The following is a 24,300-nucleotide window of genomic DNA, read 5'->3' as shown; positions in this document are numbered from 1 at the left end:
GAAAGGACAGTCATGTCCATGTCACAGCCCACCGGTCGTCCCGATCGGATCGTTACCGTCGAGGAGCATGTACTCCCGGATTTCCTCAGCGAGTACCTCGACGGTGCCCGCAGCAACCTGGACGCCGCATACTGGGCCGAATCCGAGCACAAGCTCCGTGATGTCGGCTACGAGCGGCTGGCCGATATGGACGCCCACGGGGTGAGCATGCAGGTGCTGTCGCCGACCGCGCCCGGTATCCAGGTCGAACCGGACCCGGCGAAGGCCACCGCCCTCGCCGCCCGCACCAACGACTGGATGGCCGAGGTGGTCGCTTCGGCACCCGACCGGTTCGCCGGGTTCGCGACGGTCGCGCTGCAGGATCCCACCGCCGCTGTGCGGGAACTGCACCGCGCTATCGGCGAGCTGGGCATGGTCGGGGTATTGGTCAACGGCCACACCGGCGGCGCCTACCTGGACGAACCGCAATACCGGGAGTTCTTGGATGCGGTCGCCGAGCTCGAGGTGCCGCTGTATCTTCATCCGGCGAACGCACCGGATGCCGCGGCGTGGACGGCCGGTCACCCGCAGTTGCGCGGCCCGCTGTTCGGGTGGGGGGTCGAGACTGCCGCGCATTTCCTGCGGCTGCTGTTTTCCGGTGTCTTCGACCGTACGTCGACCAGTGGGCTCACCGTGATTCTCGGCCATGCCGGTGAAGGTCTGCTCGCGGCCCCGTCCCGGCTCGACTCCCGCTGGCGGGTGGCCAACGCGCAGCGGCACGGTTACCGGCTCGACCATCCACCGTCGCATTACCTGCGCACCAATCTGTTCGTGACCACCTCGGGGGTGACCGACCCGCTGGCGTTCTGGGCGGCGGTTGCCGGGGCCGGCGCCGACCGGGTAGCCATGGCGCTGGACTATCCGATGGAAGAGATGGGTCCGCAGCTGGCCGCGCTGCGGGCGCGGTGGCGGGTGGCGGAGTTGGACGCCGCTGCCGATGACGATCTGTTGGATCGGGTCGCCTGGCGCAATATCAGCGAGCTGCTCGGGCTGCCCATGAGCTCGGATTCGGTTGCGGCGGAACCGGCTGCGGCCAACGGTGTTCCGGGGCCGAGGTGACCAGAACATCCACACTCGGCGGAGACACTGTTTCCGGTGCGTCGGGCCGCGCATGGCTGTTCGGCGCTGCCGCGCTGGTCGCCGCCGGTTTCAGCCTGCGCCCGCCGATCACCGGTCTGGGTGCGGCGCTGGAGTTCGTTCCGGTCTCGGCCGGTATCGACTCCGCTGTTGTCGGGTGGGTCGTGACGATGCCGCTGTGGTGTTACGCGGTGGGCGGAATACTGACGCCGCGGCTGGCGGCGACGTGGGATCCCGCACGTGCCTTCGCCGTTGCGCTGATGATCATGGCTGTCGGCCAGGTCGTGCGTGTCACCGGCGGGGCCGGGCTGCTGGTTGCCGGAACGACGGTCACGGCGTTGGCCACCGCGGTGGTGGCGACGCTGCTGCCGGTGCTGGCGGGCCGTTCCGTCCACGGCGCCGCCCGGCTGACGGCCCTGTATGCGCCCGCGATCGGGGTCGGCAGCGCTGCCGGTGCGTTCTTGACCACGCCGGTGAGCGCGGCCGGTTCGTGGCGGTGGGGCTTGGGGTTGTGGGCGGGGGTGTGCGGAGTCGCTGTGCTGCTGTGGCTTTACGCGCTGCGTCGCAACCCGGACCCCGGCCTCGTCGCGGGCCCTGCCGCCCCGCGGTCGCCGTCTCTCCGGTGGTCGGTGGTTCCACGAGGACGGCTTTCCTGGTCGTTGGTCGTGTTGTTCGCTGCCTGGGCGACCACCGCGTTCGGTGTTATGAGCCTGCTGCCGTCGTTCTACCATGAGGCCGGTATCGACCCCGCGACCGCGGGCCTGCTGCTCGGTATCGCGGCTGCCGCTGGTCTTCCGGCCGCCACCCTGTTTCCCGGGTGGGTGCGGCGCGCCCATGGCCCCGGTCGTGACCTGCCGCTCGTCGCCGCCACTGTGATACCCGCGGTGGGCTTGCTCGGCCTGTACCGGTTTCCGGACACAGTGCCCTGGTTGTGGGCCGCGGCCATCGGGGTGGGGTTGGGGACTCTGTCGCTGATCCTGACTCTGATACCGCTGCGCGCGCCGGACCCGGGCTCGGTCACGGTGTTGTCGGCGACCACCCATGGGGTCGGCTACGCGCTGGCCGGGGTGGGGGTCGCGACGCAGAGCGCTCTGTATGTGTGGAGTGGTTCCTGGGGGCCGGTCATCTGGCTGCTGTCGGCTCTGTGCCTGGTTCAGCTCGTCGCCGGTATGGCCGTGCCGCGCAGCCGGCGAGAGTAGGGAGGTAGGCGACCGTACCGGCCAGGGGCAAGGTAGGAGCCGGGTTCTCCGGCAGCCTGTTGCCGGTTCTCGGGTGCGGCGAGGTGGTGTTCCGGACCCGGACCCTATCGGCAAATATATAGCTAATACTCGCTATAAGTGATGTGGCTCACTGAAGTTGCGCGTATGTTCCTTAGTGCCCGGCTGGGCGGATGATGGATGTGGGGTCCTGGGTGACGATCCGAGTGCCGCTCGGTTGTTCGCCGGACAGGCGAGGGGTGCGAGGATCTCCAGCGGTTGAAAGCCATCCGCTATGAGAATCGCACAATGCGCCGGTTCCTGTGTTGTCTTTTGGGTATCTCGTATTTTGCAGCCGTTCGCAAAAGGGTTTTCCGAGTAGCGGAGCGCTCGTCGCGCCATGCGGGTCGAGCTGTAGAATCCAGCGGAGGTCGATCGATTTCCCCGGGCCGCCGTTCGGTCCGCGACATCGGCCCGAGCGGAAATGGGCGTGAAATATGAGTACGAATATTATCGGGGCCGCGAGCGGCGAGGAACTTCAGGTAACCCAGGTAACTATTGAACAGTTACAGCCCCGCGACGCTGTGTTCGTCTATGACGAATTCGACCGGCATCCCTCCAATATCGTGGCGGTGTATGTGTTCGATGCCGCCGACGCGGCCGAACCGGTGGATGCGCCCCGCATCGTGTCCTGGGTGTCCGCGCGGCTCGGATATGCGCAGCTCTTCCGACGGCGGCTGCGCCGTGTTCCGCTGGATCTCGACCTGCCGTATTGGGTTCCGGACACCGCATTCGACGTCGGCAAGCATGTCCTGATCGGCGAGCCGGAGTCCGGCTGGGACGAGGTGCGCCGCCGCCTCGGTGATATCGCCGCGCAGCGGCTGGATCTTGCGCTACCGCCGTGGCAGATCCATGTTTTCCCTCGGGTGCACGGTGTTCCGGGGGCACCGGGCGCGGCTGCGACGATCATGGTGCTGAAGTTCCATCACAGTGCTTGCGACGGGGTGGCAACCCGGGAGCTGGAGCTGAAGCTGTTCGGGGGCGGCGCATGTCCGCCTGCCGCTGCGGATGGCGCCCCGGTGTGGTCAGCGCCGCCAGTGTTCGCCCGGGCCGTGGGGGTGTTTCCCTACCGGTTCGCGCGTTTCGTGGCGGGAGTGCGGCGTACTCGGTCGGCGGCGCAGGCGGTGCGCAGGCGAGTCGATGCGGACCGGATCCATGAGCCGAGCCGATGGCGTCCGGCTACCCGCTTCAACCGTCGGATCGGTTCCGGTCCGACCGTCGGCTTGGTGACGATTCCGCTGCCGGAGGTGCTGACGGCCAAAGCCCGCTGCGCCGATCACGTCACCGTCAACGACGTCATGCTGACGATCGTGTCCGGTGCACTGGCCGCCTATCTGGCGGAAAACGGTGAACTGCCTGCGGAATCGCTGGCTGCCATGGTCCCGATGTCGATGCGGGGTATCGCGGACTGGAACTCGGCGAATCAGCTGTGCCAGATGTCGGTCGACCTGCACACCGATATCGCCGACCCGCACGATCGGCTGATGCGGATTCGGCGGTCGGTACGGTGGGAGAAGCAGCGCAACAGCGACGACGCGGTGCTGCGGCGAGAGTCGCGGGTGCAGACCTCGCCTGCCTGGTTGCTGCGACTCGCCGGATGGGCCAGGGCGCAGCAACCCTACGACAACCTGGCGCGGGTGCCGCTGAACAACACCACGATCAGCAACGTTGCGCCGGTCGGTAACGGCCTCGCCTTCTGCGGCGCACCGCTGATCAGGGTGTTCGGCGTGCTGCCGACCCTCGACGGCGACGGCCTGCGCCACCTGATCACATCCCAGGGGGACGAAATCGTGATCTCCTACAGTGTGGACCCGGCGATGATGCCGGACCCGGATCACTACGGCGAGCTGCTACTGCGGTCTTTCCGGGAACTGGTCGACGCCCTCCAAGCCGGCGGCAGCTGACCGCGCCGCCTGCGGAAACCGCCTCACACTCCCATCGCCGCCGCCAGAAGCGGCCACGACCGGTGCAGGTCGCTTTCCCAATAACCCCAGGAGTGCGTACCGGTCGGACGGATGTCGTAGACGATGTTGGTCCGGCCGAGTTCCTGCGTGCGCCGCGCGAGTGCGCGCGTGCAATAGTCGGTCACGGCTTCGATCCCACCGCCCACCAGAATCTGGTTCCACAGTTTCTTGTTGTCGTCGTTCAGCCGCGGATTGTCGAGGGTGTCATACCTTCCGGGAAGCCCGGTGCCGCTGGAGATGTACATCGGAATATCGGGCAGCCGGTGCGCTTGGAGGTAGGGATCGCGCTGCCGCCATCCCTCGCCACCGGTGGGGCCCCACATGTTCTCCGGGTCGCCGCCGCCCAGACTGATGACCAGTGTGACGAAAGTCTGCCCCAGTGGGTCGCTGGTCATCGCGCAACCGCTGTACGCGGCGGCGGCGCGGTACAGCTCGGGGGCGCGAATCGTGAGGTCGAGTACCGAAGTCGCGGCCATCGAGATGCCGGCGAGCGCGTTCGCGCCGGTCGTGCCGAACGTCGCATCGATCAGTGGCGGCAGCTCCTCGGTGAGGAATGTCGCCCACATATTGCGCCCGTTGTTTTCCAGGGTCTCGGCCAGGCCCTCATCCGGGTGCTGCCAATCGGTGTAGTAGCTGAAGGCGCCTTCCAGCGGAATCACGACATTGACGTGCTTATCCGCGAAGAACTCGGCCACATCGGTCTGCGCGGGCCAGGTTGCGCTGTCCTCGCCACCGCCCGCTCCGTTCAGCAGATACAGGGTGGGAGCCGGGATCCCGGTCTCGGCGGGCCGCAGCACCTGGAGGGGAATATTGCGATTCATCGACGGTGAGTAGACAGAGATCTCGACCGACTGCCCGGATCCGGGAGTGCGGCTGGCCACGTGGGCACCGGGCTCGGCGGCGGTATGCGGCGCCCCGCTCAGGACCAGCAGTGCCGCCAATACGAGAACGGATATCGCGGGGCGCACGCTACCCCGCATCTGAGAATTCATGGATTCGTACGCCTGTAGCTGCTCGCATAACTATGGGGGCCCACCCGCGAATCAGGCGGACCCCCACTAATGGTCGTCGGGACTATTTGCCTGCCCCGGGCGTTCCTCCACTGAGGGAGACCAACGCATTCACCAGATTGGTGCCGATGGTGCCGAGGCTGGCGGTTCCCATGCCCAGAATGTCAATGAGAGATCCCATGTGTTTCTCCTTGTTTTACGTGTTCGTCGGAAATCTGGATGCGAATTCCGGAATATAGAAATATTGGCTGGTGTCCGCTCAGCGGATGATGGACTCGAGTGAACCGAGGAAAACATCGAAAAGACCATCGCCTGCGACAGCCGAACCGAGGGCCGGAATCAACGCGCCGAGCAGATCGCCCATCGAACCCATGTGAATCTCCTTCAGTGGAAGTGTGTCGCCTCCCGGTCGTCGATACGAGGTCCGGGAGGGAGGTCACGACCGTGTCGACCGGTAGTGACGCACGCAACATATCAAGCGTCCACTTTTCTAGCAAGAGAATCCTCTAAATTACTCCATCGGGCTCGGCGGAAGGTTTGGTTAATAACAAGCAAACTTTGCTTCCGGGGGGACGGCAGGGCAGGTATCGGCTGACCGACGTCGAGCCGCACCATGAGACGGTGTTGGTGATGAGGGATCTGCGGCTCCCTGCGCCCGGCTCCGGGAGCCCGCTGCCATGGGAATCGCCGAACCGGGGGTGGTTCCGGGCGCTTCCCGGGGTGGGTCCGCGCGCTGTGGCCGGTCGCGGTAGATTCCGGGTGCTCGACGGGCGACGAGGAAACCGGTGGAACTCCGGTGCGGTCGCGCCACTGACACAGCCAGACCCTCACCGGCGAGCAGCACACCATCGTAGGGCGCGTCACCCGAGGAAGGCCATTACCTGTGATTCTGCTGCTGTCCACGTCCGATACCGATCTGCTCAGTGCGCGCGCCAGCGGCGCCGACTACCGGTGGGGTAACCCCGCTCGGTTGCTGGTGGACGATCTGCCCGCGCTGCTGGACGGGGCGGATCTGGTGATCGTGCGCATCCTCGGCGGAAAACGGGCCTGGGAAGAGGGCTTGGACGCGGTGCGGGCCAGTGGGGTGCCGATGGTGGCGCTCGGTGGTGAGCTGGCGCCGGACGCCGAGCTGATGGAGTGCTCCACGGTGCCCGTAGGGGTGGCCGCCGATGCGCACAACTATCTGGCCGCGGGCGGCGCACAGAACCTGCGGCAGTTGCACAATTTCCTCTCCGACACCGTGCTGCTCACCGGGCACGGTTTCGAGCCGCCCGTGCAGTTGCCCAGCTGGGGCGAGCTGGAGCGGGCGGCCGCCGACATCGACGGGCCGACGGTCGCGGTGGTCTACTACCGTGCCCAGCATCTGGCGGGCAACACCGCCTACGTCGACGCGTTGTGTTCGGCGATCGAGCAGGCCGGTGCGCGACCGTTGCCGCTGTACTGCGCATCGCTGCGCACGGCCGAACCGGAGCTGCTGGCGACACTGCGCCGCGCGGACGCCCTGGTGGTGACGGTGCTCGCGGCGGGAGGAACGAAACCCGCGACCGCCTCGGCCGGGGGCGACGACGAAGCATGGGACGTCGGCGCGCTGGCCGAACTGGATGTGCCGATCCTGCAGGGCCTGTGCCTCACCTCCGGCCGCGAACAGTGGGAATCCAATGACGACGGGCTGTCGCCGCTGGATGTCGCCACCCAGGTGGCGGTGCCGGAGTTCGACGGCCGGATCATCACGGTGCCGTTCTCGTTCAAAGAGTTCGACGCCGATGGACTGTCCACCTACGTTCCCGACGCCGAACGCGCCGCCCGCGTGGCCGGTATCGCGGTCCGGCATGCCCGGCTGCGGCATATCCCGACCGACCGGAAGCGGCTGGCGATCATGCTGTCGGCATATCCGACCAAACACGCCCGTATCGGTAACGCGGTCGGCCTGGACACCCCGCTGAGCGCGATCCGGTTGCTCACCGCGCTGCGCGCTGCCGGCTACGACCTCGGCGATCCGGGTGAGGTTCCGGGCCTGGCCGACGGCGACGGCGACGCACTGATCCACGCGCTGATCGCGGCGGGCGGCCAGGACCCCGACTGGCTCAGCGCCGAACAGCTGGAAGGCAATCCGATCCGCATCGGCGCTGCCGCCTACACCGCCTGGTTCGACACGCTTCCCGAGGAGTTGCGCAACGCGGTCGTCGAGGCGTGGGGCCCACCGCCGGGCGAGATGTACGTCGACCGTTCCACCGACCCGGCGGGTGAGATCGTCATCGCCGCCCTGCGTTTCGGCAATGTGGTGTTGATGGTGCAGCCGCCGCGCGGTTTCGGCGAGAACCCGGTCGCCATCTATCACGATCCCGACCTGCCGCCCAGCCACCACTACCTGGCCGCCTACCGCTGGCTGGCCGCACCGGACGGTTTCGCCGCCGACGCCATGGTGCACCTCGGCAAACACGGCAACCTGGAATGGTTACCCGGTAAAACCCTCGGCATGTCCGCGGCCTGCGGCACCGATGCCGCCCTCGGCGACCTGCCGCTGATCTACCCGTTCCTGGTCAACGACCCCGGCGAGGGCACCCAGGCCAAACGCCGTGCCCACGCCATCCTCGTCGACCATCTGATCCCGCCGATGGCGCGCGCCGAAAGCTATGGCGATATCTCCCGGCTGGAACAGCTGCTCGACGAGCACGCCAACATCTCCACCCTCGATCCGGCGAAACTGCCCGCGATCCGTCAGCAGATCTGGACACTGATGCGGGCCGCGAAAATGGACCACGACCTGGGATTGACCGAACGCCCGGACGAGGACGTCTTCGACGATATGCTGCTGCACGTCGACGGCTGGCTGTGCGAAATCAAGGACGTGCAGATCCGGGACGGGCTGCATGTGCTCGGCCAGGCACCGGAGGGGGAGACCGAACTCGACCTGGTGCTGGCCATGCTGCGCGCTCGGCAGCTGTGGGGCGGGGAGCAGTCCGTGCCCGGCCTGCGCGAAGCGCTCGGTCTCGACGAGTCGGGTGGGGAAACCCGCGAACATGTGGACACGGTGGAAGAGCAGGCACGAGAACTGCTTTCGGCTTTGCAGCGCACCGGCTGGGATGCCGCGGCGGTCGACACCATCAGCGTTGACACCACTGTCCGCCGGATTCTACGGTTCGCCGCGACCGAGGTGGTGCCGCGGCTGCGGCAGACCGCCCACGAGATCGAGCGCGTACTGCACGCGCTGGACGGCGGTTTCATCCCGGCAGGCCCGAGCGGATCCCCGCTGCGCGGTCTGATCAACGTGCTGCCGACCGGACGCAACTTCTATTCCGTCGACCCGAAGGCCGTCCCGTCCCGGTTAGCGTGGGAAACCGGTCAGGCCATGGCGGATTCGCTGCTGCAGCGGTACCTGACCGATCACGGTGAATACCCGAAATCGGTGGGGCTTTCCGTGTGGGGCACCTCCGCGATGCGCACCTCCGGCGACGATATCGCCGAAGTGCTCGCGCTGCTGGGCGTACGGCCGGTGTGGGACGAAGCCAGTCGCCGTGTCACCGGTCTCGCGGTGATCGACCTGGCCGAACTGGACCGCCCCCGTATCGATGTGACGGTACGTATCAGCGGCTTCTTCCGTGACGCGTTCCCGCATGTGCTCGCCCTGCTCGACGACGCCGTACGCCTCGTCGCCGACCTCGACGAATCCGACACCGACAACTACGTCCGCGCTCATACCCGCGCCGACCTCGCCGAACACGGCGATCAGCGTCGCGCCACCACCCGCATCTTCGGGTCCAAACCCGGCACCTACGGTGCGGGTCTGTTGCAGCTCATCGATTCCAAGAGCTGGCGCACCGACGACGACCTCGCGCAGGTGTACACCACATGGGGCGGCTACGCCTACGGTCGCGGCCTCGACGGCGCACCCGCCGCCGACGATATGCGCAGCGCCTACCGCCGGATCGCGGTCGCAGCGAAGAACACCGACACCCGCGAACACGATATCGCCGACTCCGACGACTACTTCCAGTTCCACGGCGGTATGGTCGCCACCGTGCGGGCATTGACCGGCACCAACCCGGAGGCCTACATCGGCGACAGCACGCGCCCCGACGCGGTCCGCACCCGCACCCTGTCCGAGGAAACCTCCCGGGTGTTCCGTGCCCGTGTGGTGAACCCGCGCTGGCTGGAAGCAATGCGCAGGCACGGCTACAAAGGCGCGTTCGAAATGGCCGCGACCGTCGACTACTTGTTCGGCTACGACGCCACCACCGATGTGGTCGCCGACTGGATGTACGAGAAACTCGCCGAGAGCTATGTGTTCGACGAGGCCAACCGCAAGTTCATGGAGCAATCGAATCCGTGGGCGCTGCACGGTATCGCCGAACGGCTGCTCGAGGCCGCCGAACGGAAACTGTGGGCCGAACCGGAACAGGCGACGCTCGACCAGCTGCGGCAGATCTACCTGGAAACCGAGGGCGAGCTCGAATAGGCGGCCGGGGCATCCGGCACCGCACCTCGGCCTTCGGCCCGACTCCGCGTGCCGACGAGTGAGCGGCGTGGCCTCGGTCCGGTCGCGTCGTTTCGCACAATCAGGGCACTGATCAGGGGTTACCCCGATGCGCGTGCCGGTCGGTGCGCGGATCGTTGGCGGTATGTTGATGCCAATCGTGTCGGTCACCGTCCTCGGTTTCGTGGGCGCTGTCGTGGTCGTGTCCCTCCGTCGAACGCCGGTAGGCCGTTCACTGCTGCTCGGCATCGTCGGTGCGTGGCTCGGGTTCGCCGCGGGCGCCATCGCCGGTGCGCTGGTCGACGTCGTCCTCGGCACCGGGTGGGTGCTCGCTCTCGCCGGACATGCCGCCGCGTTCGCGGCCGCCACCGCTCTCGTCGTCGGACAGCGGCAGGACCGGCCGAGCGCCGATGGTGCGGGGACGCCGAGCTGAACGGCCTGGCGACACATCCACACGCCCGGCGCGCCGGACGGCACCTCGCGGAACCCCACTGGGCCGCGTCCACTTCGCCCGGAACACACCTTTGCTCGATGGGTGACTCGTGTGCTGGCCGGGCGTGGGTTTCTCCGGCCGGGCGACTGGTTCGTCTTGTTCGGTCTGGGCTGTGATCCGTTTCTTCGGAACCGCCACTGACCGAGGTGGGTGATGATTGCAGGAAGTGCCCTGGTTGTACCCGGCCGTCAGGTTGGTGGCAGCCGGGTGATGGGTGGGCGACCGTGCGAGGGCACTGTGGCGGCGTCGAGAGTTGTAGTAGCCGAGCCAGGGTGCGAGGGCTGCGGCGCGTTCTGCTGGTACCGGGCGTCGGTGCGAGCTCGGATGCCGAATCGGAGCCGGTGCTGCTCACCGGCGTGAGTGCTCGGCCGGTCGGTGGGATTCCCACCGAGGCCCGTCGAGGCGAGCACATAGGGTGCGGTTATGACACGTGTGTGGGTGAGCCGGGTTCTGCTCGGGCTGGGGTGGTGTGCCCTGACGGCAGGGGTGCTCGGAATCGCGCTGTATACGGGTGGGTGGCAGCGCCGAGAGTTGGTGTTACTTGCCGCGGGGGCTTCGTATCTGATGGTCGGGGCGGTGGCCGGGCTGCTGTTGTTCCTGCTCGCGCGGGGCTGGCGTAGCGCAGCGGCGGCTGTTGTCGTGGTCGTGGCGGCGCTGTGGGTGCAGGTGCCGCTCTTCGTCCCGGACGGCCGGGCCGCCACGGGGACAGAAGTCACCGTGCTGCAAGCGAATCTGCTGTTCGGCGAGGCGGATGCCGCGGCGGTGGTCGGCGCGGTACGTGACAACGAGGTCGACGTGCTGACCTTGAACGAGTTGACCCCTGATGCGTTGGCGCGATTGTCCGCGGCAGGGCTGGACACGTTGCTGCCGTACCGATATGTGGAACCGGTGGCCGGTGGTGGCGGTACCGGCATCTACAGCCGCTTCCCGTTGCGGGACAACCGGAAATTCGACGGCTTCGTGCTGAACAATCTGGCCGCAACCGTCGACCTCCCAGAACTCGGCGCGGTCACCGTGTATGCCTTCCATCCGCTCCCACCGACTGCCGACAGCGCGATCTGGGGTGCGGAGATGCGCCGCATCCACGGAATCCTCGGCGGGGAACACGGCACCGCGATCGTCGGCGCCGACTTCAATGCGACCGGCGATCACGCCGCGTTCCGTAACCTGCTGGGCGGAAATTTCTCCGCCGCAGCCGATCTCGCGGGCGCAGGCATCCTGCCCACCTATCCGGCGGATCGGCCGTGGGGCCCGGTGATCGCGATCGATCATGTGCTGGTGGCTGGCGGGAGCGCGGAACGGGTGAGTACCTTGGTTATTCCTGGTTCGGATCATCGGGCGGTATTGGCGCAGCTACGGTTGCCTTCCGGACTGGCCGCCTGACGCGGGCGTATCTCGCTCGGCAAGTGCCCGAGCGCCGGTATCGGATGCGCTCGAGTCTGCCCCGCCGTGCAGCGGCTCACCCGGCCGGGCCGACGGCGCATCTCCGGGGAGGCCGACGTAACTGCTGGTCAGGCCGATGCGGCGAGGCCGGGCGCCTGCCATACGTCGGCGAGTTCCTGCAGTGGTAGGTCGAGGACCTGGCTCAGCAGAACCACGGTGCCGAAGGCAGGGGAGGGGAGCCGGCCGGTTTCGATCTTGCGCAGGGTCTCGGGGGAGATATTGGCGGCTCGCGCGACCTCGCCCAGGTCGCGGCTACCGCGTGCTTCCCTGAGCCGGGCGCCGAGGCGGCGGCCTGCCTCGATCTGGGCGGGGGTGAGTGGCAGTCGAACCATGCGGCACAGCCTACGGCTGGTATTTAAATACCACAAGATGGTATTAAAATGCCGATACTGTTCTGAGGAGGTTGTGATGGTGGAGTTGAAAACGCCCGCGGAGATCGAGCGAATGCGAGTCGCGGGCAGGTTCGTCGCGCAGATCCTGGCGGAGCTGCGCGAACGGGCGGCGGTGGGGGTGAACCTGCTGGAGTTGGAACAGGGTGTGCGGGAACGGATCTCCGCGCGCGGCGCGCAGTCGTGTTACTGGGACTATGCGCCGTCGTTCGGTCGCGGGCCGTTCCGCAACACCGTTTGCCTGTCGGTGAACGACGCGGTGCTGCATGGGCTTCCGTTCGACTACGCGTTGCGCGACGGAGATGTGCTGAGTATGGACCTGGCGCTCTCGATCGACAGCTGGGTGGCCGACGCCGCGACCACGGTCGTCGTCGGGACCGCCGCGCCCGAGGATCTGCGGCTGGTGCGCGCCACCGAGGAAGCGCTTGCCGCGGCGATCGAGGTGGCGCTGCCGGGGAACCGGATGGGGGATATCTCGGCAGCGATCTACACGGTGGCCCGCGATTACGGCTATCCGGTGAACACCGAATTCGGCGGCCACGGACTCGGCCGCACCATGCACGAAGACCCGCACGTACCCAACGCGGGCCGGGCTGGGCGCGGTTACCTGCTGCGCCCAGGCCTGACCATCGCCATCGAACCCTGGTTCGCCCGCACCACCGACCGGATAATCACCGATCCCGAGGACGGCTGGACCATTCGTTCTGCAGATGGTTCCCGCACCGCGCACTCCGAACACACCGTCGCCATCACCGAGGACGGCCCATCGGTACTGACCGCGGCCTGAGCGCTGCGCCGCTGCTGCTGGATATCGCGCCGCTCGCGGGGACCCTGCTCCGCGTTACGAGGTGCCGGAAAGCCATTCGGCCAATCCGTCGGCTGCGGAGAGTTCCTCGGTGAGGGTGCTGCGTTCGGATTCGGTGAGCTCGAGCGCGGCAAGGTCGGCGCGGCGGGCGGCGGCTCTTTCGGAATCTTCAGTTGCCACCGCGAGTTCGAGCAGCGCGGCCAAGGCGCGGGCCCGGTCCAGGGTGGTGGCTGCGGCGCCGAAGCGGCGCAGGCCCGCTTCGAGCGCGCGGGTCGCGCTCTTGTCGTCGTTCTTGAATTCGCGCAGGATGCGGGCGTTGTCGATGACCCTGGCCAAACCGTCGAGTTCTCGGGAACCGCCGTATTCGAGCTCTTCGGGTTCGTCGCGCTGAATGTAGGTGAGCCAGTTGCCGTCCGGGTCGATGACGCTGAAGCGGGTCTGTCCCGAGCGGAAGCGGGTGATGCGGGCGGGCCCGGAGGCGGGGACTTTCCCGTAGCGGGTGCGTAGCGCCTCGGTGAAGGAGCGATGCCTGCTCGCCACATCGTCCACCATCACCAGGCAGCCTGCCTGGCCATCCGATGCCGGGGCGTCCTTGGGGGCGGAGGTGAAGTGCAGGGCGCAGTCGTTGGCCTCGATCGCCCCGTAGACATAGGGCTTGGTTTGTTCGTGGGTGACGGTGTAGCCGAGCGCCCGGAAGAAATCCAGGGTGCGGCCGAGGTCGGTGCTGGGGAGTACGGGAACGGCGGTATCGCCCATTTTTACCCTCCGGTGAAGGTTGCCTTCGGTAGTCAAGTTTGACTACCGAAGGTTAGGTAGCTGACGATTCGGAAGTCAAGTTTGACTAGCATGGGCTGAGGCGGACTTACGGAAGGAGCGCCCATGTCGTCGGTGCGGCTGCTCGTGCTCGGGGTCATGCGCACCCGACAACCCATCCACGGCTATGCGGTGCGGCAAGAACTGCTGTCGTGGCGCGCCGACACCTGGACCAACGTCAAACCAGGCTCCATCTATCACGCGCTCAAACAGCTCACCCAGGAAGGAAAGCTGCGGGCTCTGGGCACCGAGGGCAGTACCCAGGGCCCGGGCCGCACCCTGTTCGAACTGACCGAAACCGGGGAAGCCGAATTCCGCACGCTCATGGACGAGGCGCTGGTCAGTATTGATATGGAGGAGTTCGGCGCTGCCCTCGCCTTCATGGACGCACTACCGCGCGAGCACGTCATCGAGAAACTACGCGAACAGCAGACACGCACCCGGGCCGTCCACGACGAGCTGCTCGCGATGATCGGCGATTTCCCCGGCCGCTACGACCCGCCACACGCCACCGATCTGCTCGAACTGTGGAGCAGCGTTTTCGCCAACTTCGCCGACTGGACCTCCGGTGTGCTCGGCCGCTTGGAAGCGGGCGAATACCGGATGGCCGACGACGACCGTTGACCAGGGAAGGCCCGTGCTGCTGCGCGGTGCAGCCGGTTTCGCCGTACTTCGCGGGCAGGCTCGGCGCCGGTTCGCTCGCTAGGCTGCTGGCCATGAGTAACACGCTCGGTGCGGTCGGTACCGCCGACTACGTCCTGGTGACCACCTTCCGGAAGGACGGCACACCGGTGCCGACACCGGTATGGGCGGTGTCCGAGGGCGGCAAACTGTACGTCTGGACCGTTACCGACAGCTGGAAGGTGAAAAGGCTCCGCCGCAACCCGTCGGTCACCCTGCAGCCCTGCAACTACAAGGGCACCCCGTACGGCGACGTGCTGGAAGGCACCGGCCGCATCCTCGACGCCGAGGGCACCGAACACGTACGCCGTCTGCTGCGCAAGAAGTACCGGCTGACCGCGCCGCTGATCCTGCTCGGCAGCACCCTGCGCCGCGGCAAAGCGGGCACCATCGGGATCGAGATCACACCGGCCGCCTGACCGGCGGTCCTGGCTGGGCCGGGCAAACCATACGGGTGGCGCCCGGTCGTCCACCTCGTCGCACAGTCTCGGCTCGACGTGCGCCTGCCTCGCGCCGCTGTTTTCGCTCGCCGATACCCAGTGGGCCGAGGCGGTTGTGCTCCGGCATGAGCTGCCCGGCGCGTGTGCGGGGAGCTTACGGACCCGCCCCCGGCAGGACACCGCGTCGCCACGGACGACCGGCCGGGACTGCCCGCGGTCTCAGGTCGCCTGACTCACCGACGACATGTGGAAATCGGGAACCCGCAACGGCGGCATCGCCGTACGCGTGAACCAGTCCTTCCATTCGCGTGGCAGCGTGACCTCGGTAGCCCCGGCTTCGCTGGTGCGCCGCAACAGGTCGAGCGGGCTTTCGTTGAAGCGGAAGTTGTTGACGGCGGCGGTGACAGCGCCGTCTTCGACGAGGTACACACCGTCGCGGGTGAGGCCGGTCAGCAGCAGGGTGGCCGGATCGACTTCGCGGATGTACCACAGCGTGGTCAGCAGCAGACCGCGTTCGGTGCGGGCGATCATCTCCTCCAGCGTGACCTGCGAACCACCGGTGAGCAGGAGGTTGTCGCCGGGAACAGTGGGGGTTGCGCCGAATTCGGCGGCGGTGGCACGTGGATAGATCAGCGAGGCGATGACACCGTCGCGCAGCCAGTCGACCCGGTGCGCAGGTATCCCGTTGTCGAACACCGACAGCGTCTCCGAGGAGGCCGATGTCGCGACGAACGGCTGATACTCCAACCCGGCCGCACCCGGGTCCGAATACAGGGTCAGCGGAATATCGGTGAGGCGTTCACCGATCCGCGTCCCGCCGGCGCGGGCGAACGCGGTATGGCCTTCGTGCGCGCCACGGCCCTCCATCGACCACGACATATAGATCATCAGGTCGGCCACCGCCGACGGCGGGAGCAGCGTCTCGTACCGGCCGGCAGGCAGTTCGACGCGACGCGCCGACCAGTCCAGCCTGCGCGACAATTCCGCCAGCAACGCGGGCACCTGCACATCGGTGAAATCAACGGTCCCGGCACCGACCCATGCGCTGGCCAGATCCGCGCCGGCACCGCGTTTCCCGTTGATCTCCACCGAACCCGTGGGCTGCACATGACGGCGGCGCACCCCGGTAGACGTCCCCAACCAGGTGGTGTGCACCTGGTGGTGGGCGAAACCGTAGAGCCGGTCGGCAGCGTCGAAACCGGCCGCCAGATCCGCGGCGAGCCCGCTGAACACCTCGATATCGGTGCTGCCCGGCGCCTGCGCCCAATCGCCGGCGTCGGCCTCGTCGCCGGGCTCGGGCAACGGCATCGCATCCCGGGCGGGTGCGGCCGTACGTGCCGCGCTTTCGCTGGCCCGCACCACAGCTTCGATATCGGCTTGGTCGACGCTGGTCGAGGCGACACTGCCCACCCGCGCGCTCCGCGGCCCGTCACGGAATACCGATATCACCGACCACTGCCGCGATACCGAGGAACCATTGGTAGTCATCGAATTCCCCGCCCAGCGCAGCGATGCCTCATGCGCATCGGTGACGATCACCATCGCCTCGTCGGCCCGGGACAACGCCAGCGCCTGCTCGACCACCGCCCCCGCGGGCAACACACCCGTGCCGGTCACACTCACTTGCCCGCCTCCGTCCGCGTATTCAGCACATTGACCCCGCGCACCAGCACCGACGGGCAGCCGTGGCTGACCGCCGCGACCTGCCCCGGTTGCGCTTTCCCGCAGTTGAACGCCCCACCCAACTGCCAGGTGGACCGGCCGCCCACCGCCTCCATCGCACCCCAGAAATCGGTGGTCGTCGCCTGGTAGGCGACATCGCGTAGTTGGCCGTCCAACCGGCCGTTGCGAATACGGAAGAAACGCTGGCCGGTGAACTGGAAGTTGTAGCGCTGCATATCGATCGACCACGATTTGTCGCCGACGATGTAGATGCCGTCCTCGATCCGGGAGATCAGTTCCTCGGTGCTGGTGTCGCGTTCGAGGTCCGGTTGCAGAGAGACGTTCGCCATCCGCTGAATGGGCACATGGTGCGGGGAGTCGGCGTAGGAGCAGCCATTGGAGCGGCCGAGTCCCAGCCGGGGCGCGAACACGCGGTCCAGCTGGTAGCCGACCAGTACGCCGTCGCGGATCAGGTCCCAGCGCTGCCCGGCCACGCCCTCGTCGTCATAGCCGACAGAGGCCAGCCCGTGCGGTTCGGTTCGGTCGCCGGTGACCTGCATGATCGGCGAACCGTAGCGCAGGGAGCCGAGCTGATCGGGGGTGGCGAACGAGGTGCCGGCATACGCGGCTTCGTAGCCGATGGCGCGGTCGTATTCGGTGGCGTGGCCGATGGATTCGTGGATGGTCAGCCACAGGTTCGTCGGATCGATCACCAGATCGGTGGGGCCGGCCACTACACTGGGCGCTTTCACTTTCTCGGCCAGCCATTCCGGGATACGGGACAGTTCGCCGTCCCAATCCCACACCCCGTCCGCGCCGGTGACGTACTCCCAGCCCCGGCCCGCCGGAGCCGCGACGGTGCGCATCGTCTCGAACACCCCGGTGGTGGTGTCGACGGTGATGGCCTCCAGCTCCGGTTGCAGCCGCACCCGCTGCTGGGTGATCGACGAGCCCGCGGTGTCTGCGTAGTAGGTCTGCTCCTTGACCTGCAGCAGCGACGCCGTCACATGGTCCACGCCGTCGGCCGCCGACAGCCGCCCCGAATAGTCCTGCAGCAGCGCCACTTTGTCGGTAGTAGGCACGGTGAACGGGTCGATCCGGTACGCCGAGCTCCAGTGCGCGTCGGCGTAGACCGGCTCCTCGGCCAGTTCGACTCGCTCCCGGTTGAGGGCGCGCAACGTCGTCGCCACCGTCACCGCCTGCCGCGCCACAGCGGCGGCGGTTTGCGGGGTCAGCGCGGCATGGGAGGCGAAACCCCAGGTGCCGTCGACGATCACCCGCACCGCGAAACCGAGCTCGGTGGCGTCGGTGACGGTCTCGACCCGACCGTCGCGCAACCGGATCGACTGGGTGATCAGGCGATGCACCCGCAGGTCGGCGTGACTCGCGCCGGCCGCCTTCGCCGCCGACAACGCGGCCTCGGTCAACACCGACAGGGGCAGCGCGGTGAAGTCGGCGTCGATACCGTGACCCGTCCCGCCCGATTCCGTGGAAGTCGCGATGCTCACCCCGACAACGGTAGACGGCAAGATCGGTCGCCGCTGCGTGAACCCGTTCCGGTGCCTCGCTGAACTGCTGCCAGCCCAATCACAGCACCATCGCCACCTCCACCACAAGCAACACCACGAGCACGATCGGGATGAACAGGTCCAGGTCGATGAGCGTGGTCACCGCCGCCCCGTGGCCGCCGCGACGGCCGCGTCCCACCCAGCCCGCCATCGCCGCCGACCGCCCCGCCCGGTCCCCGAAGTCCACTTCCCGAGCCGACCAGGCCCGCGGCGACCGGCCCGGCACACTTACGCTGGCGGCGTGCGCCGGTTCAGCCTGTGGCTCCGAGACAAACCCGTCATCACCGACTCCGCGCTGGCCGTGGCCCTGCTGGTGGTCGACGTGCTCGGGGTGGGCGACGCCGAGCACAAGGCCGGTTATCTGGTGATGAGCGTGCTGCTGCCGCTGCCGCTGGTGTTGCGCCGCATTTATCCGCGGGAGATGGCGGCGCTGCTGCTGGTGCTGTCGCTCACCGCGACCACCATCGGCTATCTGCTCGCCGACGACGCCATGCACAGCGCGCTGCTCGGCCTCGGGATCATGCTCTACACCCTCGTCGCCTACGTGGGCCGCCGCGACGGGCTGTGGTATCTGACGGTGCTGGTTGTCGACACGGGGTACGCGATAGTGGCGGTCACCGGGTTCACGGGCACCGATCTGGCGTTCATCGTCCTGTATTTCGCGCTGTGCTGGACACTCGCCGAATTCGTCGGAGCCCGCCACGCCTACGACGCCGAGGTCGCCGCCCGCCTCGCCGTCGCCGACTACGACCGCGAACGCAGCGCCCATGACGCCGTCTCGGCCGAACGCACCCGCATCGCCCGAGAACTCCACGATGTGGTCGCGCACGCGGTGAGCGTGATGATCGTGCAGGCCGACGGCGCCCGGTACGCGCTGCACCGCGACCCGGACGCCGCCGAACAGGCCCTCGTCACCATTGCGGGCAGCGGCCGGGAGGCATTGCGGGAACTGCGCCGCACCGTCGCGCTGCTGCGCACCGAACATGCGCCGGACCAGGTGCCCCAGCACGGCACCGCGGGGCTGGCGAAGGTGGTGCAGATGATGCGGGACACCGGGCTGGCCGTGGATCTGGAACTGTCCGGCGAGCTCGATGGGATCGCCCCCGAGATCAGCCTGGGCGTGCACCGGATCGTGCAGGAATCGCTCACCAACACGCTGCGCCACGCCGGCGCCCACCCCAAGGCGTGGGTGCGGGTGCATCGCCGCGAACGAGATGTGGAAATCGAGGTCACCGACTCCGGCGGGGTTCCGGTGCACGCATCCGGGCAACGCATCCAGGGCAGCGGTCTCGGCCTGGCCGGTATGCGCGAACGCGTCGCGGTGCTCGGCGGGGCCATAGAGGCGGGCCGCACCGCGGAGGGGGCGTGGCGGGTGCACGCGACGATCCCGCTCACACCACCGCAGGAATAGCGGCGCCCATGCGGCCACTACATTGGTGGCCGTGCCGATCAGCGTTCTCGTAGTGGACGACCAGGAACTCATGCGTATGGGATTGAAGATGGTGCTCGGCGCGCATCCGGATATCGAGGTCGTCGGCGAGGCCGACAACGGCGCGACCGCGGTGAGCCGTGCGGCGGAACTGGCCCCGGACGTGGTGCTGATGGACGTGCGGATGCCGGTGGTGGACGGCGTCACCGCCACCTCCCGGATTCTGGAGGCAGGGCACGGCAGCCGGGTCCTGGTGATGACCACCTTCGATCTGGACGAGCACGCCTTGGGCGCGCTGCGCGCGGGTGCCAGCGGTTTCCTGCTCAAAGACACCCCACCCGAGGATCTGGTGTCGGCGATCCGCAGCGTCGCCGCCGGGGACGCCGTGGTGTCCCCGAAAGTCACCAAACGTCTGCTCGACCGTCTCATCGCCGAAGATCCGGCGCCCAGCCGCGACCCCGGCGTGCTCGACGTCCTCACCGCACGCGAACGCGAAGTGCTCGAACAGATCGCGGCGGGCCGTTCCAACGCCGAAATCGCCGGACAGCTCTTCCTGTCCGAAGCGACCGTGAAAACCCATGTCGGCCGCGTCCTGACGAAACTCGGCCTGCGCGATCGGGTGCAGGCTGTGGTGCTGGCCTACGAGACCGGGCTCGTCCGGCCCGGCGGCTGAGCGGCGTGTCCGGTCCATCAGCCGTCCGGCGCCGCTCAGGGCGCAGGATTGCCGGACCGACCGGTCCGCGCAGGCTGCGCGCCGGCGTCGATGTGGCATCGGACCGTCGGGAGAAAATCGGGCAGCTCGCGCGTTGTACCGGTAGATCGTCCGGAAGGAACGTCATGCCAGTTCTAGTGTTCGTCGCCTACCTCGTCGTCGAGATCGCCGCGTTCGCCGCCGTCGCCCAGTGGCTCGGTGTGTTGACCGCGATCCTGGTGTTGATCGCCTGCTCGGCGGCCGGGATGCTGCTGCTCGGCTCCCAGTGGCGGCGCGTACTCGACCAGTTCCGCCGGGCAGGGCGCGGGGAGGTGAACCCCGGTACCGCTGTCGCCGACGGCGCTCTGGTCGCGATCGGCGCGGTGCTGCTGTTCGTTCCCGGCCTGGTCACCTCGGTGCTCGGCCTGCTGTTGCTGCTGCCACCGACCCGGGCACTGGCACGTCCGCTGGTCGCTGCGGTCGCTGCCCGGCGAGTGGCCGAGATCGCCGCATCGGTGCCGCATCGCGGTGTCGTCATCGACGCCGAGGATGTGGTGGACGCCACGGTGGTCACCCAGTGGTACGACGACCCGAGCGATCCCAGGCCCTCGACCCGGCCGGTTCTCGACAAGTACTGACCCGGTGGTCCCGGGTGTGAGCGGCGCCGCGACGCCCACACCGCGCTGCCGGCGCGCGGTACGGCAGACTGAACGACCGTGAGTACGCAGTTGCTGATCGGCGGTCGTATCTACAGTTCCAGTGCACCCGATGCCACCGCGCTGGCGGTGACCGATGGCACGATCGTCTGGCTGGGCGCCGATCAGGTGGGGCGGGCCCTGCACCCGGACGCGGAGATCATCGATCTCGACGGCGCGTTCGTCGCGCCCGCTTTCGTGGAACCGCATCTGCACACCACCGCCCTCGGCCTGCAACTGACGGGACTGAACCTGTCCGAGGCCCGCTCCCTGGCGCACTGCCTCGAACTGGTCCGCAACCACGCCGCAGCTCACCCGAACGGCGCAATCCTCGGTGACGGCTGGGACGAGACCCGATGGCCCGAACATCGGCCGCCCACCCCTGCCGAGATCGATGCCGCGCTCGGAGCGAATCCCGGTAGGCAGGTGTACCTGTCCCGGGTGGACGCCCATTCGGCGGTCGCCTCCACCGCGCTACTGGACGCCGTGCCCGAGCTGACCGGCGTCTCCGGCTACCGCAGGGGCGAACCGCTGCGCGCAGCTGCGCACCATCACGTCCGGGCCGCGATCCGCGCCGGGATGACCAGGGAACAGCGTGATACGGCCCGCCGCGCAGCCCTCGACCTGGCGGCAGCACGCGGTATCGTCGCCGTGCACGAATGCGCGGGCCCCGATATCGCCGGCGTCGACGATGTGCGGGAGCTGCTCGATATCGAGCACGGGGTGCAGGTCCGCGCCTACTGGGGGCAGGCGGTAAGCGACGCCGAGGAGGCTCGCGCCCTGATCGCCGACCTCGGCGTGCACGCGCTCGGCGGGGACCTGTTCGTCGACGGATCGATCGGTTCCCATACCGCCTGGCTGCGCGCACCCTACGCCGACGCGCCCGGCACCGGCCTCGGGTACCTCGACGCCGACGCTGTCGCCGCGCATATCCGTGCCTGCACCGAAGCCGGTATCCAAGCTGGTTTCCACGCTATCGGTGACGCCGCCATGGACGCCGTCGTCGCAGGTTTCGCCCGCGCTGTCGCCGACCTCGGCGGTCCCCGCGTCGCCGCACTCGGCCACCGCATCGAACACGCGGAGATGCTCGACGTCGACCAGATCGGCATGCTCGCCTCCTGGGGTGTGATCGCCAGCGTGCAGCCGGTGTTCGACGCCGCCTGGGGCGGTCCCGACGGTATGTACGCCGAACGGCTCGGCCCGCAGCGGGCAGCCACCTTGAACCCGTTCGCCGCAATGGCCGCCGCCGGTATCTCCTTGGCCATCGGCTCCGACGCCCCCGTGACCGCACTCGACCCGTGGGCGGCGGTCCGCGCGGCCGTCCACCACCGCACCGCTGGGCACGGGTTGTCGCCACGTGCCGCGTTCGCCGCCGCCACCCGGGGCGCCTGGCGCGCCGGCGGGGTGCGCGACGGGATCGCTGGGACACTGGTGCCAGGCGCACCCGCCTCCTACGCGATATGGGACGCGGACGAACTGGTCGTCGCCGCCGCATCCGATGCGGTGCAGCGCTGGTCCACCGACCCGCGTGCCCGGGTGCCCGGCCTGCCGCCGCTGGATCCCGATACGCCGCTGCCGACCTGTCTGCGCACCGTGCACCGGGGAGTGACCATCTATGGCGGCTGAACCGGCCACCCGGTCGCGGACCACTTGGTACGACCGCTATCCGGTGCCGACCAGGGCGGTCGCCGCGATCCTCGCGGGACTTCTGCTGTTCGGCAGTTTTCCGCCCCGGCCATGGTGGTTCCTCGCCCCGGTCGGTATCGCATTGCTGACCCTGGTCGTCCGCGCCGCGGGCCGGCTGCGCGACGCCTTCGGATACGGCCTGCTCGCCGGGCTCGGCTTCTTCCTGCCGCTGCTGCCGTGGACCGGGATCTACGTCGGCCCGCTGCCCTGGTTGGCGCTGTCGGCCGCGTGCGCGGTCTATATCGGGCTCTTCGGGGTGCTCGCCCGGTTGCTCGCCACACTGCCCGCGTGGCCGTTGTGGATCGCGCTGGCCTGGACCGCCGCCGAATGGGGCCGGTCCAGCTTTCCGTTCGGCGGCTTCCCGTGGGGACGGCTCGCCTTCGGTCAAGCCGACGGCTGGTTCCTGCCGCTGGCTTCGCTCGGCGGTGCACCACTTGTCGGTTTCGCCGTAGCGCTCACCGGAACCGGGATCGCGGCGCTTGTCCTCGCCATACGGGCAGCCGCCCTCCCGGATATCAACCGGACGAGCGCCGGGCTGCCTCTGCCCGAACGAGCCGCCACGCGGGGCGGCGGCGATGCTGTTCCGCCCGACCCGTGGTTCATCAGAACCGGCCGGGTGGTGGCTTCGCTACGAAGCCCGGGTGCGCCCATACGCGCTGTGATCGTTGCTGCCGTGCTCACTGCCCTCGTCGGGCCGGTCGCAGGTCTCCTCCTGCGCCCCACCCTGCCCGCCCAGGATGAGGGCGACTCGACGATAACCGTCGCCGCGATCCAGGGCAGCGTTCCCCGGCTCGGCTTGGATTTCAACGCACAACGACGGGCGGTGCTCGACAACCATGTGCGCCGTACCGAACAGCTCGCCGACGAGGTGGCCTCCGGCCGTGTCGCCAAACCCGACTTGGTGATCTGGCCGGAGAACTCCTCCGATATCGACCCGCTGCGCAATGCCGACGCCGCAGCCGCCATCACCCGCGCGGCGCGCCGGATCGACGCTCCTGTCCTGGTGGGCGCGGTCCTGGTGAACGACGACCGCACCACCACGAACTCGGTGATGGTGTGGACCGCTGACGGCGGGCCGGGGGAGCGGCACGACAAGAAGATCATCCAGCCGTTCGGCGAATATCTGCCGATGCGCGGTTTCTTCCGGCTGTTCTCCGAATACGCCGACCGCGCCGGATACTTCGTGCCGGGACACGGCGACGGCACGGTCACCGCCGCCGGAATAGATATCGGGGTCGCCACGTGTTATGAGGTGGCTTTCGACCGCGCCTTCGGCGATTCCATGAACGCGGGCGCGCAGTTACTCACCGTTCCGACGAACAACGCGACATTCGGCGACAGCGAGATGACCTATCAGCAGCTGGCGATGTCGCGGATCCGGGCGGTCGAACACGGCCGTTCGCTTGTCGTCGCGGCCACGTCGGGGGTCAGCGCGATCATCGCTGCCGACGGGGGGGTGCGGGAACAGAGCCAGCTGTTCGTGCCCGCGGCGCTGGTGGCGCAGGTACCGTTGCGTGACAACACGACCGTGGCCACCCGGTTGGGTTCGGTCCCGGAATGGGTCGCGGTGGCGCTGACCGTTGCGGTATCGGCTGCCGTGGCTATCAGGTGGCGAATAGAGCGTCGGGCTCGTACGGCCCATCGCGGCGCATCCGCCGACCGATCGTCGATCTGATCCCGGCAGA

20 protein-coding genes and 1 pseudogene are annotated in these 24,300 nt (G+C 68.1%); 14 read left to right on the top strand and 7 right to left on the bottom strand.

Translation table 11 applies throughout. The features are described from left to right. Positions 1–18 precede the first annotated feature (18 nt). The 3 genes from B0T44_RS01905 to B0T44_RS01895 all read left to right on the top strand — a co-directional run bounded on the left by B0T44_RS01905 (position 19) and on the right by B0T44_RS01895 (position 4,276). Complete coding sequence (locus B0T44_RS01905; RefSeq protein ID WP_077114962.1) at positions 19–1,098, top strand: amidohydrolase family protein; 1,080 nt, start codon at positions 19–21, stop codon at positions 1,096–1,098. Beyond that, positions 1,095–2,315 carry an MFS transporter gene (locus B0T44_RS01900; RefSeq protein WP_077114961.1) on the top strand — a complete coding sequence of 407 codons (1,221 nt, stop codon included), beginning with the start codon at positions 1,095–1,097 and terminating at the stop codon, positions 2,313–2,315. Before B0T44_RS01905 ends, B0T44_RS01900 begins: the two co-directional genes overlap by 4 nt. 494 nt (positions 2,316–2,809) lie before the next feature. Then, positions 2,810–4,276: a wax ester/triacylglycerol synthase family O-acyltransferase gene (locus B0T44_RS01895; protein WP_077114960.1), complete on the top strand. Its 1,467-nt coding sequence runs from the start codon at positions 2,810–2,812 to the stop codon at positions 4,274–4,276. A 23-nt stretch (positions 4,277–4,299) separates the two neighbouring features. On the opposite strand, the gene B0T44_RS01890 is transcribed toward B0T44_RS01895, so the two are convergent. Beyond that, positions 4,300–5,316, bottom strand: coding sequence for an alpha/beta hydrolase (locus B0T44_RS01890; protein WP_245839155.1), 1,017 nt, complete (start codon positions 5,314–5,316; stop codon positions 4,300–4,302). Positions 5,317–6,229: 913 nt separating this feature from the next. Between B0T44_RS01890 and cobN the strand changes: the two genes are divergently transcribed. Both cobN and B0T44_RS01880 read left to right on the top strand, forming a co-directional pair. Next, positions 6,230–9,802 carry a cobaltochelatase subunit CobN gene (gene cobN / locus B0T44_RS01885; protein ID WP_077114958.1) on the top strand — a complete coding sequence of 1,191 codons (3,573 nt, stop codon included), beginning with the start codon at positions 6,230–6,232 and terminating at the stop codon, positions 9,800–9,802. A gap of 163 nt (positions 9,803–9,965) precedes the next feature. Next, positions 9,966–10,253, top strand: coding sequence for a hypothetical protein (locus B0T44_RS01880; protein WP_139347655.1), 288 nt, complete (start codon positions 9,966–9,968; stop codon positions 10,251–10,253). Positions 10,254–10,501: 248 nt separating this feature from the next. Here B0T44_RS01880 and B0T44_RS26250 read toward each other — a convergent pair. After that, positions 10,502–10,610, bottom strand: a pseudogene (locus tag B0T44_RS26250) (integrase core domain-containing protein); the annotation flags it as partial. 126 nt (positions 10,611–10,736) lie between these two features. Between B0T44_RS26250 and B0T44_RS01875 the strand changes: the two are divergent. Then, the gene (locus B0T44_RS01875) at positions 10,737–11,696 is read left to right on the top strand and encodes an endonuclease/exonuclease/phosphatase family protein (protein ID WP_077114956.1); all 960 of its coding nucleotides are present in this window, start codon (positions 10,737–10,739) and stop codon (positions 11,694–11,696) included. Between the two features lie 128 nt (positions 11,697–11,824). Here the strand turns inward: B0T44_RS01875 and B0T44_RS01870 are convergent, their stop codons facing one another. Next, positions 11,825–12,088: a helix-turn-helix transcriptional regulator gene (locus tag B0T44_RS01870; RefSeq protein WP_077114955.1), complete on the bottom strand. Its 264-nt coding sequence runs from the start codon at positions 12,086–12,088 to the stop codon at positions 11,825–11,827. A gap of 76 nt (positions 12,089–12,164) precedes the next feature. Between B0T44_RS01870 and map the strand changes: the two genes are divergently transcribed. Continuing rightward, a complete protein-coding gene (gene map, locus B0T44_RS01865) occupies positions 12,165–12,932 on the top strand; it encodes a type I methionyl aminopeptidase (protein WP_077114954.1) in 768 nt (255 codons plus the stop codon). 54 nt (positions 12,933–12,986) lie between these two features. Here the strand turns inward: map and B0T44_RS01860 are convergent, their stop codons facing one another. Next, positions 12,987–13,706: a DUF8817 family protein gene (locus B0T44_RS01860; protein ID WP_077114953.1), complete on the bottom strand. Its 720-nt coding sequence runs from the start codon at positions 13,704–13,706 to the stop codon at positions 12,987–12,989. Positions 13,707–13,829: 123 nt separating this feature from the next. On the opposite strand from B0T44_RS01860, the gene B0T44_RS01855 reads away from it, so the two are divergent. Further along, the gene (locus B0T44_RS01855) at positions 13,830–14,387 is read left to right on the top strand and encodes a PadR family transcriptional regulator (protein WP_077114952.1); all 558 of its coding nucleotides are present in this window, start codon (positions 13,830–13,832) and stop codon (positions 14,385–14,387) included. A gap of 92 nt (positions 14,388–14,479) precedes the next feature. After that, on the top strand, positions 14,480–14,863 hold the full coding sequence (locus B0T44_RS01850) for a PPOX class F420-dependent oxidoreductase (RefSeq protein WP_077115153.1): 384 nt from the start codon (positions 14,480–14,482) through the stop codon (positions 14,861–14,863). 240 nt (positions 14,864–15,103) lie between these two features. On the opposite strand, the gene B0T44_RS01845 is transcribed toward B0T44_RS01850, so the two are convergent. The 3 genes from B0T44_RS01845 to B0T44_RS26915 form a co-directional block, all read right to left on the bottom strand. Continuing rightward, positions 15,104–16,486 (bottom strand): TldD/PmbA family protein, encoded by a 1,383-nt coding sequence (locus B0T44_RS01845; RefSeq protein WP_077115152.1) that lies wholly within the window; start codon positions 16,484–16,486, stop codon positions 15,104–15,106. A gap of 17 nt (positions 16,487–16,503) precedes the next feature. Further along, positions 16,504–18,054: a TldD/PmbA family protein gene (locus tag B0T44_RS01840; protein WP_081511475.1), complete on the bottom strand. Its 1,551-nt coding sequence runs from the start codon at positions 18,052–18,054 to the stop codon at positions 16,504–16,506. A 79-nt stretch (positions 18,055–18,133) separates the two neighbouring features. Further along, positions 18,134–18,301, bottom strand: a complete 168-nt coding sequence (locus B0T44_RS26915; protein ID WP_175647929.1) for a hypothetical protein — start codon at positions 18,299–18,301, stop codon at positions 18,134–18,136. 54 nt (positions 18,302–18,355) lie between these two features. On the opposite strand from B0T44_RS26915, the gene B0T44_RS01835 reads away from it, so the two are divergent. The 5 genes from B0T44_RS01835 to lnt all read left to right on the top strand — a co-directional run bounded on the left by B0T44_RS01835 (position 18,356) and on the right by lnt (position 24,290). Beyond that, the gene (locus B0T44_RS01835; protein WP_077114951.1) at positions 18,356–19,525 is read left to right on the top strand and encodes a sensor histidine kinase; all 1,170 of its coding nucleotides are present in this window, start codon (positions 18,356–18,358) and stop codon (positions 19,523–19,525) included. Positions 19,526–19,556: 31 nt separating this feature from the next. Then, the gene (locus B0T44_RS01830) at positions 19,557–20,216 is read left to right on the top strand and encodes a response regulator (RefSeq protein ID WP_077115150.1); all 660 of its coding nucleotides are present in this window, start codon (positions 19,557–19,559) and stop codon (positions 20,214–20,216) included. 164 nt (positions 20,217–20,380) lie between these two features. Beyond that, positions 20,381–20,872, top strand: a complete 492-nt coding sequence (locus B0T44_RS01825) for an FxsA family protein (RefSeq protein WP_077114950.1) — start codon at positions 20,381–20,383, stop codon at positions 20,870–20,872. A 78-nt stretch (positions 20,873–20,950) separates the two neighbouring features. Then, positions 20,951–22,555 carry an amidohydrolase gene (locus tag B0T44_RS01820; protein ID WP_077114949.1) on the top strand — a complete coding sequence of 535 codons (1,605 nt, stop codon included), beginning with the start codon at positions 20,951–20,953 and terminating at the stop codon, positions 22,553–22,555. Beyond that, entirely contained in the window at positions 22,545–24,290 is a 1,746-nt protein-coding gene (lnt, locus tag B0T44_RS01815) for an apolipoprotein N-acyltransferase (RefSeq protein ID WP_077114948.1), read from the top strand. The genes B0T44_RS01820 and lnt overlap by 11 nt, the downstream gene beginning before the upstream one ends. The last annotated feature ends 10 nt before the right edge of the window (positions 24,291–24,300 follow it).

It is taken from the genome of Nocardia donostiensis (assembly GCF_002081715.1).
Lineage (GTDB): Bacteria > Actinomycetota > Actinomycetes > Mycobacteriales > Mycobacteriaceae > Nocardia > Nocardia donostiensis.
This window is presented reverse-complemented; position numbering and strand designations above follow the sequence as displayed.

Bases quoted from the DNA above. Each gene is read 5' to 3' on its own strand.
- B0T44_RS01905 (WP_077114962.1), top strand. From the start codon at position 19: ATGTCACAGCCCACCGGTCGTCCCGATCGGATCGTTACCGTCGAGGAG.
- B0T44_RS01895 (WP_077114960.1), top strand. From the start codon at position 2,810: ATGAGTACGAATATTATCGGGGCCGCGAGCGGCGAGGAACTTCAGGTA.
- B0T44_RS01890 (WP_245839155.1), bottom strand. From the start codon at position 5,316: ATGCGGGGTAGCGTGCGCCCCGCGATATCCGTTCTCGTATTGGCGGCA.
- B0T44_RS01880 (WP_139347655.1), top strand. From the start codon at position 9,966: ATGTTGATGCCAATCGTGTCGGTCACCGTCCTCGGTTTCGTGGGCGCT.
- B0T44_RS01875 (WP_077114956.1), top strand. From the start codon at position 10,737: ATGACACGTGTGTGGGTGAGCCGGGTTCTGCTCGGGCTGGGGTGGTGT.
- B0T44_RS01870 (WP_077114955.1), bottom strand. From the start codon at position 12,088: ATGGTTCGACTGCCACTCACCCCCGCCCAGATCGAGGCAGGCCGCCGC.
- map (WP_077114954.1), top strand. From the start codon at position 12,165: ATGGTGGAGTTGAAAACGCCCGCGGAGATCGAGCGAATGCGAGTCGCG.
- B0T44_RS01860 (WP_077114953.1), bottom strand. From the start codon at position 13,706: ATGGGCGATACCGCCGTTCCCGTACTCCCCAGCACCGACCTCGGCCGC.
- B0T44_RS01855 (WP_077114952.1), top strand. From the start codon at position 13,830: ATGTCGTCGGTGCGGCTGCTCGTGCTCGGGGTCATGCGCACCCGACAA.
- B0T44_RS01850 (WP_077115153.1), top strand. From the start codon at position 14,480: ATGAGTAACACGCTCGGTGCGGTCGGTACCGCCGACTACGTCCTGGTG.
- B0T44_RS01825 (WP_077114950.1), top strand. From the start codon at position 20,381: ATGCCAGTTCTAGTGTTCGTCGCCTACCTCGTCGTCGAGATCGCCGCG.
- lnt (WP_077114948.1), top strand. From the start codon at position 22,545: ATGGCGGCTGAACCGGCCACCCGGTCGCGGACCACTTGGTACGACCGC.